The following is a 17080-nucleotide window of genomic DNA, read 5'->3' on the forward strand; positions in this document are numbered from 1 at the left end:
TAGGCTGGCGGCATGTGCGGAAGATTCGTCGTCGCGAGCGTCGGCTCGGAGCTCGTCGGCGTCCTGCGGGTCGACGTCGAGAGCGACGACCTGCCCGAGCCCTCATACAACATCGCCCCCACGGCGGGCGTCGCGATCGTGCTCGATTCGGCCAAGACCGATCCTCCGACCCGCCGCCTCGAGACGGCGCGCTGGGGGCTCGTGCCCGTCTGGGCGAAAGACCTCTCGATCGGCGCCCGCGCGTTCAACGCGCGCTCGGAAGAGCTCGAAGACAAGCCGATGTTCCGCAAGGCGCTCGAGAAGCGCCGCGCCGTCGTGCCGGCATCCGGCTACTACGAGTGGAAGCGCACGGGCGACGAGAAGATCCCGCACTACATCCATCCCGCCGACGGCTCGCCGCTCTTCTTCGCGGGACTGTACGAGTGGTGGAAGGACGCCTCAAAGCCCGAGGACGATCCCTCACGCTGGGTGCTGAGCTTCACGATCCTGACGCGCGACTCGATCGGCCGGCTCGGGTCGATCCACGACCGCATGCCGCTCTTCCTCGATCCCGACCACGCCGACGCATGGCTCGACCCGAGCACCGACAACGTCCGCGATGTGCTGGATGCCGCGATCGACGCGGCACCCGCGATCGCCGAGACCCTCGACGACCATGTCGTGGGCAAGGCCGTCGGCAACGTGCGCAACAACTCACCTGAGCTCATCGAGCCCGCCGCCTGAGTCCCGTGCTCCAGCCGCCCCAGCATCCGCTCGCCGGCGACGCTCAGGCGCCCGCGCCTATCCTCGAAGCATGAGCCTGCTCGCCCCCGCCCCGGTGCTTCTCGCGCCTGCGGAGTGGCGCGCACGCGAAGAGGCTCATCACGCGCGCGCCGACGCGCTCACGGCGGGCCACCGCGCCCGCGCGTCCCGCGGGGAGAAGCATCCCGTCGAGGACTTCCTCTTCACCTACTACTCGTACAAGCCCGCCGTATTGCGCCGGTGGCACCCGGGTGCGGGCGCCGAGCTGGCCGAGGCCGCCGAGACGCCCCGCGCGGACTGGAACTGGTACATCTCGGGAAGTGACCCGCAGTCGCTCGTCGTCGACGACCTCGGCTTCCGCTCTGCCAAGGCGCTGCTCGTCACGGGCGTGGAGAAGATCCTGCGTGCGACCGCGGGCCGCGCCGGATCCTTCGGCTGCTTCGGGCTGCACGAGTGGGCCATGGTCTACCGACAGGGCGAGCACCGCCACGCCGTGCCGCTCCGGCTCGGCCAGGACGGAACCGATGCCGTCGTCGAGGCGCACGAGCTGCGCTGCACGCACTTCGACGCCTTCCGGTTCTTCACCCCCGAGGCGGTGCCGCGCAACCGTGAGACTCCGACGCGCGAGCTGCAGCCCCGCATGGAGCAGCCGGGGTGCCTGCACGCCGGGATGGACCTCTACAAGTGGGCGGTCAAGCTCGGCCCGCTCGTGCCGGGAGACCTGCTGCTCGACGCGTTCGAGCTCGCGCACGACATCCGGATCCTCGACATGCAGGCCTCGCCGTACGACCTCGCCGACCGCGGCTATGCGCCCGTGCGCATCGAGACCGCCGACGGCAAGGCCGAGTACGTGCGCCGGCAGCGCGGCTTCTCGGAGCGCGGGCAGGTGCTCCGCTCACGCTTGCTGAGCGTGCTCGACCCGCTCGCGCCGCTCGACCCGGCTTAACCGGCGGGCGTGCAGTCGGCGCACGGCACGAGCCCCCGACCGGATGCCGCGACCTCGAGCCGCAGCGCCGTGACCCTCCGGGCTGCCTCATCGAGGCGCTCGGGCGGCACGGCTCCCGATTCGACGGCCGCGACGATCCCGTCGACGATGCGCGGTGCGGTGCCGGCCGTCGAGTACAGGACCGTCAGCAGCAGATCGCTCCCCGCGGCGAGCGCGCGGACGGCGTTCGCGACGGGGTCCTGATACTCCGGGATCCCGGATGCCTCGAGCATGCCCAGGTCGTCGGTGACGATGACGCCCTCGAAGCCGAGCTCGTCGCGCGCGATGCGATGCCACTCGGGTGACAGCGTCGCGGGCGCCGCGTCGACCGCCGTGTACACGAGGTGTCCGAACATGAGCATCGGGGCGCCGGCGTCGATCCCGGCCTGGAACGGCGCCGCGTCGGTGGCCGACCAGTCGGCCTTCGTCTCATCGGTCGACGGGATGCCGGCATGCGAGTCCCCTGGAGCCGCGCCGTGTCCCGGGAAGTGCTTGAGGGTCGTGAGCGCCTGCCCGTCCTCGCCCGTGACCGCCGCCGCCACGCGCTCGAGCGCGGTCTCCGGCGTCGTCCCGAGAGCGCGACGGTAGATGAACATCGAGGGGTCGTCCGTCACGTCGGCGACGACGCCGAAGTTGACGCCGATGCCCGCGCGCTGAACGAGGGCCCCGCGACCGGCGAATGCCTCGGCGGCCGCGGCGGGCGCCTGATTCTTGAGTGTCAGCGCGGAGGGGAACGCGTCCCACGGCAGGCGCGAGACATCGCCGCCCTCCTGATCGATCGCGATCAGCGGAGGCAGCCCGGCGTCGAGCGTCAGCGCCGCGGTCACTCCCCGAAGCGCGGACTCGTCCTCCGGGATGTTGGCGCCCATCAGGAGGAATCCGCCGATGCCGGTCGTCTGCATGTAGTCGCGCAGGATCGCGGCATCCGTCGTCGGGATATGGCCCATGACGACGGCCGCCGCCTTCTGTCGCAGCGTCATGCCGGACACGACGGCAGCTGCCCTCGCCGGGAGGTCGTCGTCTGCCGCCGCGACGACGCGCACGAGGGGGTCCGGCGGCGCCGCGAGGGCGCTCTCGCCCGGTGCCGACCCTGCGACGACCACCGCGATCGCGACTCCGGCGCAGACCCCGAGGATCCGCCGGCCGATGGTCACCCTGCCAGCCTACGTCGGCGGGGCTCCGCGGTCGCCGTGCGGGAACGCGGGCTCAGTGCCGCGCGACGATGGCTGCGGCATCCGTCCCCCGCGGGAGCACGCCGTACTGCGCGGCCCGATCCTCGCCGAGACGCGCGGCGAGGAAGGTCTCGGCGTCGAGGGTCGGGGCGTGGCGCAGCATGAGCGAGGACTGGAGGGCCAGGGCGAGCGCCTCCGTGAGGCGGCGCGCGTTCGGCGCCGCGAAGTCGGGCTCGCCCGCGACCTCGATGAGGAGGTCGAGGGTGCCGCGGACGTGCGCGTCGAGCAGCCGTGACGCGCCTTCTGTGACGGCGAGCTCGTCGGCGAAGGCGTCCACCGACGACGGGTCGCGGGTGAGCGCGCGCAGGACGTCGAGCGCGATGACGTTGCCCGACCCCTCCCAGATCGCCATGACGGGCTGCTCGCGGTAGCGCCGCGCGAGCGGGAACGACTCGGTGTAGCCGTTGCCGCCGAGGCACTCGAGCGCCTCGTAGGCGTGATGCGGACCGCGCTTGCACACCTGATACTTGGCGACGGGCGTCGCGAGCCGGCGGAGCGCGACGTCGTGCTCGGTGGCATCTGCCTCGAACAGCTGCGCGAGACGGAGGCCCGTGAGCATCGCGGCCTCGGACTCCAGCGCGAGATCCGCGAGGACGGCGGTCATGGCGGGCTGGTCGATCAGCCGCGCACCGAAGGCGGAGCGCCCGCGGGCGTGCCATACCGCTTCGGCGACGGACTGGCGCATACCCGCCGCCGTGCCCAGGACGCAGTCGAGGCGGGTGCGCTGCACCATCTCGATGATCGCGCGCACTCCCCTGCCCTGCTCCCCGACGAGCGTGCCGATCGTGCCGTCGAACTCGACCTCCGCCGACGCGTTGGACCGGTTGCCGAGCTTGTCCTTGAGACGCTGGATGCGGAAGACGTTGCGTGTGCCGTGCGAGAGGATGCGGGGCACGAAGAGGCAGCTGAGGCCCTCATCCTCGCCGCCGCGGGTCGTGTGCGCGAGTACGAGGAACGCGTCCGACATCGGTGCCGAGCAGAACCACTTGTGACCCGTCAGCTGGTACGCGTGGCCGCCCATGCTCGTGCCGACTGTCGTGCCGGCGCGCACGTCGGAGCCGCCCTGCTTCTCGGTCATCGCCATGCCCACGAGGGCGCTGGTCTTGCCGCCCTCGACCACGAGACGCGGGTCGTACGCGCGGGAGTGCAGGCGCGGCATCCACTCCTCTGCGATCCACGGCGACCCCTCGATCGAGGCGACCGCCGCGTGCGTCATCGAGACGGGGCACGCATGCCCCGGCTCGACCTGTGCGAAGAGCATGAAGTGCGCGGCGCGCGCGACGGCGGCGCCCGGCCGGGGATCCGCCGACGCGGACGTGTGGGCGCCCGCGGCGAGCGCCGCTCCGAGCACGCGATGGTAGGAGGGGTCGTACTCGACCTCGTCGAGCCGGAAGCCCCAGCGGTCGTGCGCATGCGCGACGGGCGTATGGACGTTCGCGAGCTCGGCGTCGCGCTGGAAGCCGAGGGACCCGACGAGGGCGCCCGTGTCGTGCAGCGCATCGTCGGCCCACTCCGCCCCGAAGGCGCGCACCGCGCCGACGAGAGGCGCGTTCAGCGCGTACTCGTCGACATCGACGCGCCACGGGGGCTGGTTCTCGACATAGTGCGTCGCCGCTCCGATGACGCGCCGCCCCCGCGAGTAGCTCGTCACGCGCGCTCGGTGTCCTGCGGATAGATGAGCTGGAACTGCTCCTCGGTTGTGAGCGGGGCGTGCGTGACGAGGTCGTGCATGAACCCGAGCTTGCGACGGACAGGAGGCGAGATTTCGAACGGGTACAGGTCGCCGAAGCCCATAGCCCGGTTGATGCGGTTGAAGGCCTCCGACATCCATTCCCAGTCCGCCAGAAGCAGCGCGACGGGCTCGTCGCGGTACGATCCGAGCGGATCGACGTCGATGTCGCGCAGATGCGTCGCAGAGGCATCCAGGTGGATCCCGATCGCGGCGGCCGTCTGCAGGGTGCCCGTGATGTGGAGGTAGTGGGCGAACGTCTCGGCGAAGTCCTCCCACGGGTGCATCGTGGCGTACTCCGAGATGAAGGACTCGTGCCAGTTCTCGGGCGCACCCATCGCGTAGTGGCGCTTGATGGCGTCGCGGTAGCTCGCCCGCTCGTCGCCGAAGAGGTCGCGGCAGCGCGCCCAGTCCTGATCATCGGTGAGCAGCACGTTCTGGTAGTAGTGGCCCGTCTCGTGCCGCAGGTGACCCAGCATCGTGCGGTACGGCTCACCGAGCCTGATCCGCAGCGCCTCGCGGCGGTCGTCGAGGCTCTCGGCGAGGTCGATCGTGACGATCCCGTTCGCGTGCCCGATCATGACAGGCCGCCCGAGCGAGATGCTCGAGAGCAGATCGAAGCCGAGGCCGCCCGGCTGCACGTCCCACGGCACGATCGGCAGGCCCAGATCGCCCAGCTGCAGCAGCAGCCGGCGCTTGGCCTCCTCGGTCTTCGCGAGTTTCGAGAGAGCGATCGTGTCGTCCGGGTCGGGCCGCGTGCGCGTCAGACGGCACGAGAAGCACCGGCCGGCCGGCGCATTCTCCCAGACGAGCCAGTTGCACTCCCAGCCGCGATTGCTGCACGTGTACCAGTTCTGGTCGCCGATGACCGCGCGACCCTTCCGCACCGAATAGAACTGCCGCGTGATGATGTGGTACCCGAGCTCCGCGTCGCAGTTGTGGCACACGAGGGCGTCGAGATACAGGAAGTGCCGGCAGACGGGACACCGGGGTTGTTCGATCACTCGTTCACCGTAACGCCGGATGCCTCGTGAATGGGGAGTCGCGGCGGTCCGCGGCGGGCCGTCTCAACCCTGCCGGGTGAGCTCGAGTCGCAGAAGCAGGTCGTCCTCGGGGCGCGGCGAACCGCGGCCGTCGGTGTTGCCCGTGAGCACCCAGAGCGACCCGTCGGGCGCCGCCACGACATCGCGCAGGCGCCCCTGTTCGCCCGTGAGGACGGCCTCGGGGCCCGCTGACGAGTCGCCGGTGTCGACGACCCACAGCCGCTCGCCCCGCAGGCCCGCGAGGAAGACGGTGTCTCCCACCGCCGCGATCCCGCTCGGGCTCGCGTCGTCGGTCGCCCACGTCGCGACGGGATCGATGTAGTCCTCGTCGTCCGCGACGCCCTCGTGCACGGGCCAGCCGTAGTTGCCGCCCGCCTCGATCCGGTTGAGCTCGTCGAACGTGTCCTGGCCGAACTCGCTCGCCCACATCGTCCCGTCGCTCGTCCACGCGATCCCCTGCACGTTGCGGTGGCCGAGCGTGTAGACCGTCGTGCCGAACGGATTGCCGGGCGCGGGGTCGCCCTCCGGAGTGATCCGCAGGATCTTTCCGCCGAGGGATGCCGCATCCTGCGCGGCATCGCGCTGCTGAGCGTCACCCGTCGTGACGTAGAGCAGCCCGTCCGGCCCGAAGGCGAGGCGGCCGCCGTCGTGCGTCGACGCCCGCGGGATGCCCGCGAGAATCACCTCGGGCTCGCCGATGCCGAGCGCTCCGTTCCTGCCGAGGAGCGGCATCCGGACGACGCGGTTGTCTGCGGATGCCCCGTGGTACGCGTACAGCCAGCGCTCGTCGCCCTCGTCGCGCAGGGCGAGGCCGTGAAGTCCCGACTCGCCGCCCGCGACGACGCCGGGCACGCGGCCGACCTCGCGGACGTCACCCGCGGGTGTGAGCTCGCGGATCGCGCCGTCGTCGCGACTGCTGATGAGGGCTCCTCCGCCGGGCAGCGGCACGACCGACCACGGCACAGCGAGCCGCGAGGCGAGAGTCACGGGATCGCCTGCGACCCGCCAGAACCCGGAGCGGGCCTCGGTCGCCGTGGGTGCGGGCGTCGCATCACGAGTCGCAGAGGGAGGGATGCCGGCGCTCGGCGCCCCCGCCGTGCATCCGGCGATCGCGAGCACCGCGACGAGCGCGAGGGCCGCGGGAGCGCGCCCGAGGGCGCTCATGACGCGGCGGCGGCCGCCTCGATGACGCCGATGTCGATCTTGTGCATGCTCAGCATCGCCTGCACGGCCCGGTGCGCGCGGTCGGGGTCGGGATCGCGGATGAGATCGATGAGACGATCCGGGATGATCTGCCACGAGAGTCCCCACCGGTCCTTGAGCCAGCCGCACGGCTGCTCCGTCCCGCCCGCCGTGAGCGCGTCCCAGTACCGGTCGACCTCGCCCTGATCAGCGCAGGACACGTAGAGCGAGACGGCCTCGGTGAAGGGGAACTGGGGACCGGCATCCATCGCGTAGTGATCGCGCCCCGCGAGGCGGAAGTGCGCGTGCATGACCTTGCCGCCCATGCCGGGAACGCCCTCGGGGTATCTGCCGATCGAGACGATCTCGGAGCCGGGGATGAGCTCGGTGTAGAAGCGGATCGCCGCCTCGGCGTCGTTGTCGAACCACAGGAACGGGATCACGTCGGGCATGGCGACAGACTCCCCCAGGGTGCCCGACACCCGCAAGGGGTTGCGGGGCTTCTTCGCCTCGTGTTCCCTCCCCTGCGACGGCCGCGAGAGCCGTCTCGAGCGCAGCGGGCCGCAGCGCTGCGTTCGAACGTCGGCGCCGGTCGGGGCAGTTCCTCGCCGACGGCGCCGAGAGTACGATGACGCGCAGGCGCTCCGATGTGGTGAGCGCAAGTCGCGACGCCGGTGGTCGGCGCCGATCAGCGTCACGGCGAGTGCGGCACTGAGCTGCATGGGGGCAGTGATGACCGAGACCACGACGGGCGGGGCGACCACACCGGGTTCCGAACACAGCGGCGGACCTCCCGAGTATGTCGCGTCGGCGCTGAAGACCCACCGCTACCTGCGACTGTCACTCGTGTTCGCGGTGGTGGCGCTGCTGATCGGCGTCACGATCGCCTCGCTGGCCGGCGGGTACGTGAAGGGGTCGATCAGCTACTACTACTGGACGCCCGCGAGGAACGTGTTCGTCGGAGTGCTCATCGCGGCATCCCTCGCCATGCTCGTCCTCAACGGGCGGGGAGGCGCAGCAGCCTTCCGTCTGCTGGGGTGGAAGATCACGCTCCCCAGCCCGTCGACGCTGCTCGACCTCGCAGCAGTCTTCGGGCCTCTCATCGCGATCGTTCCCACGGATATGAAGAAGATCGAGCAGGGCCTGACGACCTTCACCTGCGACGTGGGCGAGGTGGAGTGCCTGCCGAAGGCTGCCCTTCCCGATGTGCAGAACGGGGTCCTCACGTACATGATCATCGTGACGGTGGCCGTGGTCGTGATGTGGCTGATCCGGGACAAGAAGAGCGCGCGGGAACCCTTCGCGCGTCTCGTGCCCGTGACGGCCCTCGTCACGGCCGCCGCCATGGGGGTGCTCACGTTCTGGCTGAACGGCACCTTCCCGTACATCCGGATCGGCGACTGGAGCATCAGCATTCACTACATCGCCACGTTCCTGTTCTTCGCATCGTTCGCTGCGGTGGTGTTCATCCGAGGGTTCCGCGACGCGGACCCGGAAGACCAGCACAAGGCCACGCCGCTGCAGAAGCGCTGGTACATGTGGCTGGCAGGGCTCATGGCGCTCGACATGGCGTTCCTCGTCTCCCTGAGCTTCTTCGCATGGTTCGGCGTGCAGGACCTGCTGCCCGGCGTACCCGAGGTATTGCTCGGCGAAGCGTTCGGCCTGATCCTGTTCGCGGTGTTCTGGGGGATACAGACCAATCAGCGGTGGGATGAGGTCATCACGACCGTCGCGCCCGGTCGGCCTGCTGCTGCCCAGCCCGAAGCGCAGCTGACGCCGGCCGGGGGCGTGACCATCTGACGGCCGTCACCACTGCCCGTCGTCCTTCTACACTCGGCGTATGCAGACGCACGACGTGGTCGTGATCGGCGCCGGACTGGCGGGCCTGCGATGCGCCGCCGAACTGGCGGCCCGCGGCCGTGAGGTGGTCGTGCTCGAGGCCGCCGATCGCGTCGGCGGACGCCAGCGCACCGATCGCGTGGACGGCTTTACCCTTGACCGCGGGTTCCACGTCCTGAACACCGCCTATCCCGCCGTCCGGGCCGCGGTAGACGTCGATCGCCTCGCGGTGCGGACTTTGCCGACGGCGGTCCGGGTGCGCCGCGCAGACGGCTCCATGGCAACGATCGGGCACCCCCTGCGGCATGCGCATCTGCTTCCGGCGATGCTCGCGAGTGGTCTCGTGACGCCGCGCGACACCGTCGGGCTTCTGCGATGGCTCGGCCCGATCGCCCTCCGCCCGCGCATTGCGGTGACGCGTCCGGACCGCACCATCGGCGAGGGCTGGGACGCCGCCGGTCTGACCGGGTCGCTGCGCACCGAGGTCCTGTCGCCGTTCTTTTCGGGCGTTCTGGCGGACGCGTCGGAATCGACGTCCGACACCTACGTGCGCCTCCTCGCCCGATCGTTCCTGCCGGGAGGTGCGGGACTGCCCGGAGACGGCATCGGGGCGCTGCCGAGGGCGCTCGCCTCGCGCGCTCGTGCGGCGGGAGCGGATATCCGGGTCAGCCGTGCCGTGAGCCGACTGCGTCGGCGGGAGAATCGGTGGGAAGTGCGCGCGCTGGGCGAGGGACGTCTGCTCGCGCGCGACGTCGTCGTCGCGGTGGGCGCGGAGGCTCTTGACGTGCTCATGGACGTACCGGTCCCCACCACCCGAGGACTGCAGACATGGTGGTTCGCGGCCGAGGAGCCGCCGTCATCCGCCATTCTCACGCTCGACGGCACTCGCGACGGCCCGATCGTCAACTCGCTGGCGATCTCCGCCACGGTCCCGCAGGCGGCTCCGCGAGGCCGCCACCTCATTCAAGCGACCTGTCTGTGGTCTCCCGAGCGTGTCGCGACCGAGCACGAGGTGCGCGTGCAGCTCTCGCGCATGTGGGGCCGCGCCTCCACGACGTGGGAACTGCTGCGGCGCGACGACATCCCGCACGCACTCCCCGCGCTGCCTCCTCCCATGCGGCGCCCGTCGCCCGCCCGCATGGGCGACGGACTGTACATTGCGGGCGATCACCGCGAGACACCGTCGATACAGGGGGCGCTCCTCTCCGGGATGCGGGCGGCGAAATCCGTGCTGACGACACCGATGCGGGGTTGACGCGACCTTGCGCTCCGCCCGCTCACGGCTTGACCACATCATTGGAGCGATCCGTCGCGTCACGCCGCCCGGACCGCCGGCGGATCCAAGCAACGCGCCCGCCTTCGCACCGTAAGCCTCGTTCTCAGCGACTCCCGTAAGAGCGGCTGTCACGTGCCGATCGTCGAGACCAGCACACCGCCCTCGGCCGGCAGCACCCGCCAGACACTGCCCGCGCCCTCGACGCGGAGCGCACCGACGCCAAGATCAGCGCGGTGCGCTCGTCGATGCCGAGTGCACCCGCGATCAGCCCCGATTCGACGGCGGCGACCAGTCGAGACAGCATGCCCCGTTGGGCCACGTGCACCTCGATGGCCACGTCGACGAGACCGATGCCAACCTCGATCTCCAACTCATCGCCTGGCTCGCCGGGATCCTCGGGTGAGACCACCACGCCGCCGATGCGCGACCCGCTTCCGAGCGAGCGCTCCGCGGCGATCATCGCGCCGGCCGAGACGCCGAGGTATGGCACGCCGTCGGCGACCAACCGGCGCAGCTCGTCGAACACCGGCTCGAGCCCGGCGCGCACGTTCTCGACGTTGCCGCCGCCCACAGCGATGCCGTCGACGTCGGCGATCGCATCGAGCAGGATCGGCCCGCCGGGCCGCGCCGCGGTGAGGTGCAACTCGAGGGCGGGTTCCGTGCCGGCCGCTGTCAGGAGTTCGCCGAGTGCCGCCGCCTTCTCCTCGGCCTCGGGGTGGAGCGAGATCACTGCGACGCGCGCCCGCGCGCGGCCAGCGTGGGCCGCTCGCCGCAGCGCTTCAGCGACGAACGGCGCGTAGAGCGGGGCATCCGCCGTCGTCGTCGCGCCGCCGCCGATGAGGTGCACGCTCACGCGGCATCCTCCCCGGCTGTGACGGCGAACGATGGTGCCACATCACGGAACCGGTCGGCGGGGAGAAGCTCGCGGCAGATCCCGTCACTGTCGGCGGCCGCGTCGTTCGCATCGAAGGTCATCCGATGAGGCTAACCGGGCGAGGGTCTCAGCGGTGCCCGCGAGCGGACCGGGCCGCCCCGCAGCGCCCTGCACACGGTCACTGCCATGCCCGCCGGGGACCGCATCCGATCAGCTTCAGCGCGGACTCGAGCGGCACAAACCCGCCGATCGTCGAGCTCGACCTCGTCGAACTGCCCGTCATGGTCACATCCGCGTGCGAATCAAGCCCTCACGCCCGGTCGGGCAACGGCTCGACGAGCCAATCAAGTCCGTGATCAGGAGACCTCGCAGGAGCCGACGCGCGAGGGAAATGCGAAAGGCGCCCTCGCGGGCGCCTTCCTTCGGTGGACCTGAGGGGACTCGAACCCCTGACCCCCTGCATGCCATGCAGGTGCGCTACCAGCTGCGCCACAGGCCCGGACGGATGACTTCGTCGACCAGAATCCCGCGATTGTCGGCCTTCGCATCGCTCCCGGGTGGTCATTCCGAGTCTAGCCGACCCGTCCTTGGGATCTTCCGGCGCGGCTGCGCCGAGGTGCTGCGAGCGGCGGATGCCGAGTCCTCCCGTGTCACGCCATCCACTCGAGAAGCGACTTCTTCTCGGCCGTCCTCCACGAGTGCTCGAAACGTGAGACGGCGAGCTCGCCCGCGCGTTCTTCGTGTGCGTGGAGCCGGCCATACAGGAAGGCGGCTGCGGGCGAGGTCGTATCGCGCGCGATTTCTTCGAGGCGTCTGCGAGTCACGACACTGTCCTGAAGCTCGCCGAGCTCGGTCTGCAGCTCCTCCATGGCCATCACGAAGCGCGCAGCGGGTCTGCCGAAGAACTCGGCGAGGGTCTCCCCTGCGTAGCGGGCCTTCTTCGCCGCCTTGCGGGCCTCATGCAGCGCGCTGTCACGCTCGGCCGGCATGCGGGCTTCGGACGCGGTCGTGACCAGGGCATCGAGCCGCGCGAAGGCACGCAATGCCTGCGGTGACAGCACACGGCTCGCAGGGCGCGCTGCGTTGTCGCTGAGTGGCGGTTCGGTGACGAGCCGCTGCAGATCCCGAAGGAGCGTGCGATACCGAGGGGAATCGAGCGCCTCGAGGAGCTCTCGGTGCGCGGAGCGGTAGGCCGCGGCCAGTTCCGGATCCACGCTGCTGTCCCCTGCACCGATGCCGAACTGAGGTGCCTCACTGCTCACGATGCCGGCTATCCGGTCACGCATCACCTCGGCGTCGCGTGCGGCACCCAGTACGCCCGCCAGCCACTTGAGCTCCTCGCATATCGGCCTGATCTCATCACGACGCAGCACCTTCTTGAACGTCTGCAGACAGCTGCGCAGCCGTCGAGCGACGACGCGCATGGCGTGCACGCTCTGCGGCGCGTCGAGGCGGACGAGGGGATCGCTCGCAACGATCTGCGCCGCCTGCCGCTCGATGTAGCGGACGAGGACCTCCTCGGCAGGAGTATCGGGTGAGGGGCGACGTCGTTCATCGCGAGGAGTGGGAGCCGGATCCTCCGGCCGCTCGGGAGCTTCCCGGCGCCTCGAGGCTGGGCCCGGTTCGGGGACGCCCGTCGAGGCACCGGCGATGTCGGCATCGCAACCGCCTGACGCCGGCTCGCGCCCGTGCAGCGCCGTGACGTCCACCGTTGGAGCGCTCCCTGGGAGACCAACGGCGCTCGCCTCGGCGATATCAGGTGTGCTGCCGAACATGGAGTCGTGGACGAGCATCACGTCAGGCGACTGATGGATCGGGGCGTTCATGGTCGCTCGCGATCCTCAAGTCCGTCGACGGCGTGGAACATGCGGCGGCGCTTCCTCTCGTTCCCATGCGACACCCGCATGGCACAGCAGACCGGGTCCAAAGTCCCGCGACCATGCTGCGGGACCTTCGGCCCGGCTTCCCGGGTGGGTGCGGCGTAGCGTCCGGGTGAATGCGCGGCGGGAGCGCGGGTCGGAGGTCGTCATGGAGCGCATCGTTCTCGGTTACGACGGGAGCCCTGCGGCAGTTGCCGCCCTCAAATGGACGGCAGACCGGCGCAGCCGCTCGCGCGCGAAAGTCGATGTCGTCAACGTGATCTCACCCATGACCCGGAACAGGTCGCTCGGCATCGAGCAGCTCGCGGACGCCGAGGCATACCTCCGCGAGCGCGCTCCTGGCATGCCCGTGGAGCTGCACCGTCTGGAAGGCGCCATGCCCGACACGCTCGGCGACTTCGCACATGGGGTCGACCTCATCGTGGTGGGCATCGATCCGGCACACCTGATGCGGGCGGCATTCCCCGGGCTGGTCCCCCTCGAACTGGCGATGGAATCCAGTGTGCCGGTGTGCCTCGTGCCCGCAGGGTGGGTGGAGGCGGACGATCCGGTGACGGTCGGCATCGCGAACGATGCATCGTCGGACTCGGCCGTCGCGTTCGCCGCCCAAGAGGCCCGCCTGATGTCGACAGGTCTGCGCCTCGTGCACGCATGGCTGATGCCGACACCGACGCCGTACGGTTCGACAGCCCTCGCCCTCTCCCCGGACCATGAGCTGGAACATCATCGTGCTGTCCTCGATGAGGCGATGGTGAACCTCATGGAGGCGCACCCGTCACTCCAGATCCACGGTGACCTCGTCAGGGACAGCCGCGCGGCCGCACTCCTGAAGCTCTCGAGGACGTCGTCGATGCTCGTGATCGGGACGCATCATCACGGGCCTCTCACCGGGGCGCTGCTGGGATCCGTTGCGCAAGAGGTGCTCTGGCGGGCGAACTGCCCGGTGTGCGTCGTGCCGTACGACCTCCGTGAGCGATAGGCCCGCCCGCCCAGCCGGCACGCGCCTGGCGGTGGCGACCGCGTGGGGGCTCCACTCAGCGAGCTGCTTCTCGGCTTCCCGAGTGCTGAGGGCGGCGGGAGCCGCCGACCGCACCGCGCCACGCGCGGTCTCGTCGTCACGGGGCAGGGCGTCGGCGAGCCGCACTCTCCTCGAGCGCCCGTGCGAGCTCTCGGAACTCGATACCCCGGCCCGACATCAACTCGAGCCTCCTCGCACCACCCGGCTCAGCGCACGACGAGGACGGAGCACGCCGAGTGCGATGCGAGCGCCCCGCTCACCGAGCCCAGGAGAAGTCCGCTGAACCCGCCGTGACCTCGGCTCCCGACCACGACCATCTCCGCTTGCTGCGACAGCTCGACGAGCGTACGAGACGGCCGACCTTGTTGCGCGGCGGAGGTGAACCATCCGGGCGCTCCGTCGGGGAAGCTGTCGGACACGGCACGGGCTCGAAGCTCTTCAGCGGCCTCGGAGGGTCCCGGATCGATCGCCGGCGAGAAGTGGTCGCCGTACATCATCGTGGGGTAGTCCCAGATCACGGCCACGTGGACGGGCATCTCGAGTGCAGGTGCCATGCGCAGCGCGGTCTGCAGCGCCCGGAACGAACTCTCGGACCCGTCGAAGCCCACGAGCATCCCGGGCTTCGCCCACGGAAGCGGGGCCGTCTTCCTCTGCGGACCGGGATCGCGGATCACTTCGGGCATGACCTCATCCTGAGCCGGCGCGCGAGCCCATCACAGGACCAACGTCCCCCAGAGGTGCGCCGCCTCGTCGCAGACTCCCCTCGCGTAGGAGCTGATCAGACGCTGACATCCGGCTGGGGACATGTCGGACACGGCGAAGCTGCCTCTGAGCCGACGCCAAGTAAAGAGACGCCGCCTCGGCGGAGCCGTGAGGTGACTGGTGAAGATCGACAGGACGTCTCCACTCCCGAGAACGGAGCGGCGATACCTGGATTTACCAGTGATTTTGGTGGACCTGAGGGGACTCGAACCCCTGACCCCCTGCATGCCATGCAGGTGCGCTACCAGCTGCGCCACAGGCCCGTACTGCCGCCCCCGACTGCTCGGGGCAACTCGACAAGCTTACAACAGGTCGAGAGGTTCCTCGAACCACGGGGGGCTCACGGGGCGGGTGTCACGCGCTCCGGAAGCTCGATCGGAACGACGGGGCAGTCCTTCCACAGACGCTCGAGCCCGTAGTAGACGCGCTCGTCCTCGTGGAACACGTGCACGACGAGGTCGCCGAAGTCGAGGAGCACCCAGCGGGCCTCGCTGCGCCCCTCGCGACGCAGTCGCTTGAAGCCCGATTCGAGGAGCTTGTCCTCGATCTCGTCGGCGATCGCCGCGACGTTGCGCTCGCTGCGCCCCGTCACGAGCAGGAAGATGTCGACGAGCGGGAGGGGCTCGGAGACGTCGAGGCCGACGAGGTCCTCGCCGCCCTTCGATTCCGCTGCCGCCGCTGCGATCTGCAGCATCCGTCGTCCGCTGTCCGTGGCCACCATCAGAAGACTCCTGTCGCGAAGGCAAGGATGAGGACGCCCACAAGGGCGAGCGCGAGTGCGCCGGCCGTGATCGCAAGCGTCAGCATGAGCCGGCCGCCCTTCTCGGGCGCCGGGGGTTTGATGATCTCGCCGGGCGTCTTGGCGGTGCTGACGGCAGCGCTCGCCGCGATCGGCGTCGGCGAGGAGTGGGCGGGCAGCTCGCCGTCCACGAGGACCGCGTCCACCTCTTTGCCGTCGGCGGTGCCGGGGGCGTGACCGGTCGAGCCGAGACCCTCCGGAAGGTTGAACGTGCCCGTGATGAGCACCTCACCGGTCGCCGAAAGCGGTGCGACGATGGGGCCAGAGTTGGGCGCCTGCGACAGGATCAGCGCGTTGGGCGTTGCGACCGATCCGCTCGACGAGTGCGTGATGAGGTCGTCGAACGACGAGGCGATCGGAGCCTTGGTGAGGGTGTCTCCGGCGAGGAGCGCGGCGCCGAAGTCAGGTGCGACGGTCCGGGATGCTTCGGGCTCGGCCTCTTCGGACCACCGGAGCGACTCGATCCCGGCCTGGTCGTCCTGCTCCTCGACCACAGCCGGCTCTGGATCAGCCGCAGCGGGCTCCGCCTCAGCGTCAGCCTCACGCTCGGGCTCCGCCTCGGGCTCAGCCTCGGTCACGGCAGCCTCGGGCTCAGCCTCGGCCTCGTCGGGCACCTGCTCGATCGGCCCCGAACCGACGCCCAGCGCCGCGAACGGGTCCTCCGGCTCGGCGTCGACGTCGGGCTCGGCCTGCGACGAGGCGGCCGCGGCGGCCTGCGCCGTGTAGGCGGCGGCGAACTCGGGGGTGATGACGGGAACGGATGCCGTGCGGATGCGCTCCTGCTGGCGCGCCTGGCGCCGCGTGAGCGGCGACATCCCGAGGTCCACACTTGCATCGGGAACCGGGGGCTCGGGCAGCAGCACGGGGGGGACGGCGCGCGCGAGAGGCGCGGCCGACGGGACGCTCGTGACGACGGGGAGGGACTCATCGACCGGCGGCGGAGCGTCGGCCGGCTCCTCGACGGTGGGCGTGGGGTCAGCCGGCAGAGGCTCGTCGGGGGCAGAAGCGGCCGCGGCGGCGAGCGCGTCCGCATCGATCACGGGCGTCGCGCCCGTGTTTCGGATCTCCCGCATCTGCTTTCGGGTCAGCGGCGGGGAGTCAGGCTGCTCGGGTGTGCTCATTCCTTGCTCCGGTAGAGATCGTGCTTCGCGATGTATTGGACGACCCCGTCGGGAACGAGGTACCACACGGGGTTGCCGCGATGGACTCGCTCGCGACAGTCGGTCGACGAGATGGCGAGAGCGGGAACCTCGAGCTGACTGACGTTGTCAGAGGGGAGCCCGTCGATGTTCAGCACGTGCCCCGGACGCGAGACGGCGACGAAGTGGGCGAGCTCCCAGAGTTCATCATGGTCTCTCCAGCTGAGAATCTGCGCTATGGCGTCGGCGCCCGTGATGAAGAACAGCTCGGCATCCGGTCGCTGCGCCTGGAGGTCCCGCAGAGTGTCGATCGTGTAGGTCAATCCGCTGCGGTCGATGTCGACGCGGCTCACGGTGAAGCGGGGATTGGATGCCGTCGCGATGACCGTCATCAGATAGCGGTGCTCGCTCGGGCTGACGCCGCTCTTCATCCACGGCTCGCCCGTCGGGACGAACACGACCTCGTCGAGGTCGAAGGACTGCGCGACCTCGCTCGCCGCCACGAGGTGACCATGGTGGATCGGGTCGAACGTCCCGCCCATGACCCCGATCCTCGGAGCGCGCGTCACCGGCATGCAGTG

At 70.2% G+C, this 17080-nt stretch carries 17 protein-coding genes and 2 tRNA genes; 5 read left to right on the forward strand and 14 right to left on the reverse strand.

The features are described from left to right. Window positions 1–12: 12 nt before the first annotated feature. Window positions 13–723 (forward strand): SOS response-associated peptidase, encoded by a 711-nt coding sequence (locus MJ607_RS07410; protein ID WP_243074927.1) that lies wholly within the window; start codon window positions 13–15, stop codon window positions 721–723. A gap of 70 nt (window positions 724–793) precedes the next feature. Further along, window positions 794–1687 carry a 3-methyladenine DNA glycosylase gene (locus MJ607_RS07415; protein WP_243074928.1) on the forward strand — a complete coding sequence of 298 codons (894 nt, stop codon included), beginning with the start codon at window positions 794–796 and terminating at the stop codon, window positions 1685–1687. On the opposite strand, the gene MJ607_RS07420 is transcribed toward MJ607_RS07415, so the two are convergent. From MJ607_RS07420 to MJ607_RS07440, 5 genes are all read right to left on the reverse strand, one after another. Beyond that, the gene (locus MJ607_RS07420; protein WP_243074929.1) at window positions 1684–2880 is read right to left on the reverse strand and encodes a glycoside hydrolase family 3 N-terminal domain-containing protein; all 1197 of its coding nucleotides are present in this window, start codon (window positions 2878–2880) and stop codon (window positions 1684–1686) included. The two genes, MJ607_RS07415 and MJ607_RS07420, sit on opposite strands and share 4 nt — an antisense overlap. A gap of 52 nt (window positions 2881–2932) precedes the next feature. Beyond that, window positions 2933–4609 carry an acyl-CoA dehydrogenase family protein gene (locus MJ607_RS07425; protein ID WP_243074930.1) on the reverse strand — a complete coding sequence of 559 codons (1677 nt, stop codon included), beginning with the start codon at window positions 4607–4609 and terminating at the stop codon, window positions 2933–2935. Then, window positions 4606–5691 carry a putative zinc-binding metallopeptidase gene (locus MJ607_RS07430; protein WP_243074931.1) on the reverse strand — a complete coding sequence of 362 codons (1086 nt, stop codon included), beginning with the start codon at window positions 5689–5691 and terminating at the stop codon, window positions 4606–4608. The genes MJ607_RS07425 and MJ607_RS07430 overlap by 4 nt, the downstream gene beginning before the upstream one ends. Before the next feature lie 63 nt (window positions 5692–5754). Beyond that, window positions 5755–6894 (reverse strand): sorbosone dehydrogenase family protein, encoded by a 1140-nt coding sequence (locus MJ607_RS07435; RefSeq protein WP_243074932.1) that lies wholly within the window; start codon window positions 6892–6894, stop codon window positions 5755–5757. Then, window positions 6891–7364 (reverse strand): VOC family protein, encoded by a 474-nt coding sequence (locus MJ607_RS07440; RefSeq protein WP_243074933.1) that lies wholly within the window; start codon window positions 7362–7364, stop codon window positions 6891–6893. The genes MJ607_RS07435 and MJ607_RS07440 overlap by 4 nt, the downstream gene beginning before the upstream one ends. Window positions 7365–7644: 280 nt before the next feature. Here MJ607_RS07440 and MJ607_RS07445 point away from each other — a divergent pair, with 280 nt between their 5' ends. Next, the gene (locus MJ607_RS07445) at window positions 7645–8712 is read left to right on the forward strand and encodes a hypothetical protein (protein WP_243074934.1); all 1068 of its coding nucleotides are present in this window, start codon (window positions 7645–7647) and stop codon (window positions 8710–8712) included. A 40-nt stretch (window positions 8713–8752) separates the two neighbouring features. Continuing rightward, a complete protein-coding gene (locus MJ607_RS07450) occupies window positions 8753–10006 on the forward strand; it encodes an FAD-dependent oxidoreductase (protein ID WP_243074935.1) in 1254 nt (417 codons plus the stop codon). Between the two features lie 124 nt (window positions 10007–10130). Here the strand turns inward: MJ607_RS07450 and MJ607_RS07455 are convergent, their stop codons facing one another. The 4 genes from MJ607_RS07455 to MJ607_RS07465 form a co-directional block, all read right to left on the reverse strand. After that, window positions 10131–10880, reverse strand: coding sequence for a Type 1 glutamine amidotransferase-like domain-containing protein (locus MJ607_RS07455; protein WP_243074936.1), 750 nt, complete (start codon window positions 10878–10880; stop codon window positions 10131–10133). Next, window positions 10877–11002, reverse strand: a complete 126-nt coding sequence (locus tag MJ607_RS19920; RefSeq protein ID WP_279234428.1) for a hypothetical protein — start codon at window positions 11000–11002, stop codon at window positions 10877–10879. The genes MJ607_RS07455 and MJ607_RS19920 overlap by 4 nt, the downstream gene beginning before the upstream one ends. Window positions 11003–11327: 325 nt before the next feature. Next, window positions 11328–11400 (reverse strand) — tRNA-Ala (locus MJ607_RS07460). A 151-nt stretch (window positions 11401–11551) separates the two neighbouring features. Continuing rightward, window positions 11552–12727: a CHAD domain-containing protein gene (locus MJ607_RS07465; RefSeq protein WP_243074937.1), complete on the reverse strand. Its 1176-nt coding sequence runs from the start codon at window positions 12725–12727 to the stop codon at window positions 11552–11554. Window positions 12728–12929: 202 nt separating this feature from the next. Here MJ607_RS07465 and MJ607_RS07470 point away from each other — a divergent pair, with 202 nt between their 5' ends. Then, window positions 12930–13760 (forward strand): universal stress protein, encoded by an 831-nt coding sequence (locus MJ607_RS07470; protein ID WP_243074938.1) that lies wholly within the window; start codon window positions 12930–12932, stop codon window positions 13758–13760. A gap of 245 nt (window positions 13761–14005) precedes the next feature. Here MJ607_RS07470 and MJ607_RS07475 read toward each other — a convergent pair whose 3' ends face one another. From MJ607_RS07475 to nadD, 5 genes are all read right to left on the reverse strand, one after another. After that, window positions 14006–14482: a universal stress protein gene (locus tag MJ607_RS07475; protein ID WP_243074939.1), complete on the reverse strand. Its 477-nt coding sequence runs from the start codon at window positions 14480–14482 to the stop codon at window positions 14006–14008. 266 nt (window positions 14483–14748) lie between these two features. After that, window positions 14749–14824: transfer RNA gene (locus MJ607_RS07480), tRNA-Ala, on the reverse strand. 77 nt (window positions 14825–14901) lie between these two features. Further along, complete coding sequence (gene rsfS, locus MJ607_RS07485) at window positions 14902–15282, reverse strand: ribosome silencing factor (RefSeq protein ID WP_243074940.1); 381 nt, start codon at window positions 15280–15282, stop codon at window positions 14902–14904. After that, window positions 15282–16481, reverse strand: coding sequence for a hypothetical protein (locus MJ607_RS07490; RefSeq protein WP_243074941.1), 1200 nt, complete (start codon window positions 16479–16481; stop codon window positions 15282–15284). The genes rsfS and MJ607_RS07490 overlap by 1 nt, the downstream gene beginning before the upstream one ends. Next, window positions 16478–17074 carry a nicotinate-nucleotide adenylyltransferase gene (nadD, locus tag MJ607_RS07495; RefSeq protein WP_243074942.1) on the reverse strand — a complete coding sequence of 199 codons (597 nt, stop codon included), beginning with the start codon at window positions 17072–17074 and terminating at the stop codon, window positions 16478–16480. The genes MJ607_RS07490 and nadD overlap by 4 nt, the downstream gene beginning before the upstream one ends. Window positions 17075–17080: the final 6 nt, after the last annotated feature.

Source organism: Microbacterium sp. SS28, from assembly GCF_022761035.1.
GTDB lineage: Bacteria > Actinomycetota > Actinomycetes > Actinomycetales > Microbacteriaceae > Microbacterium.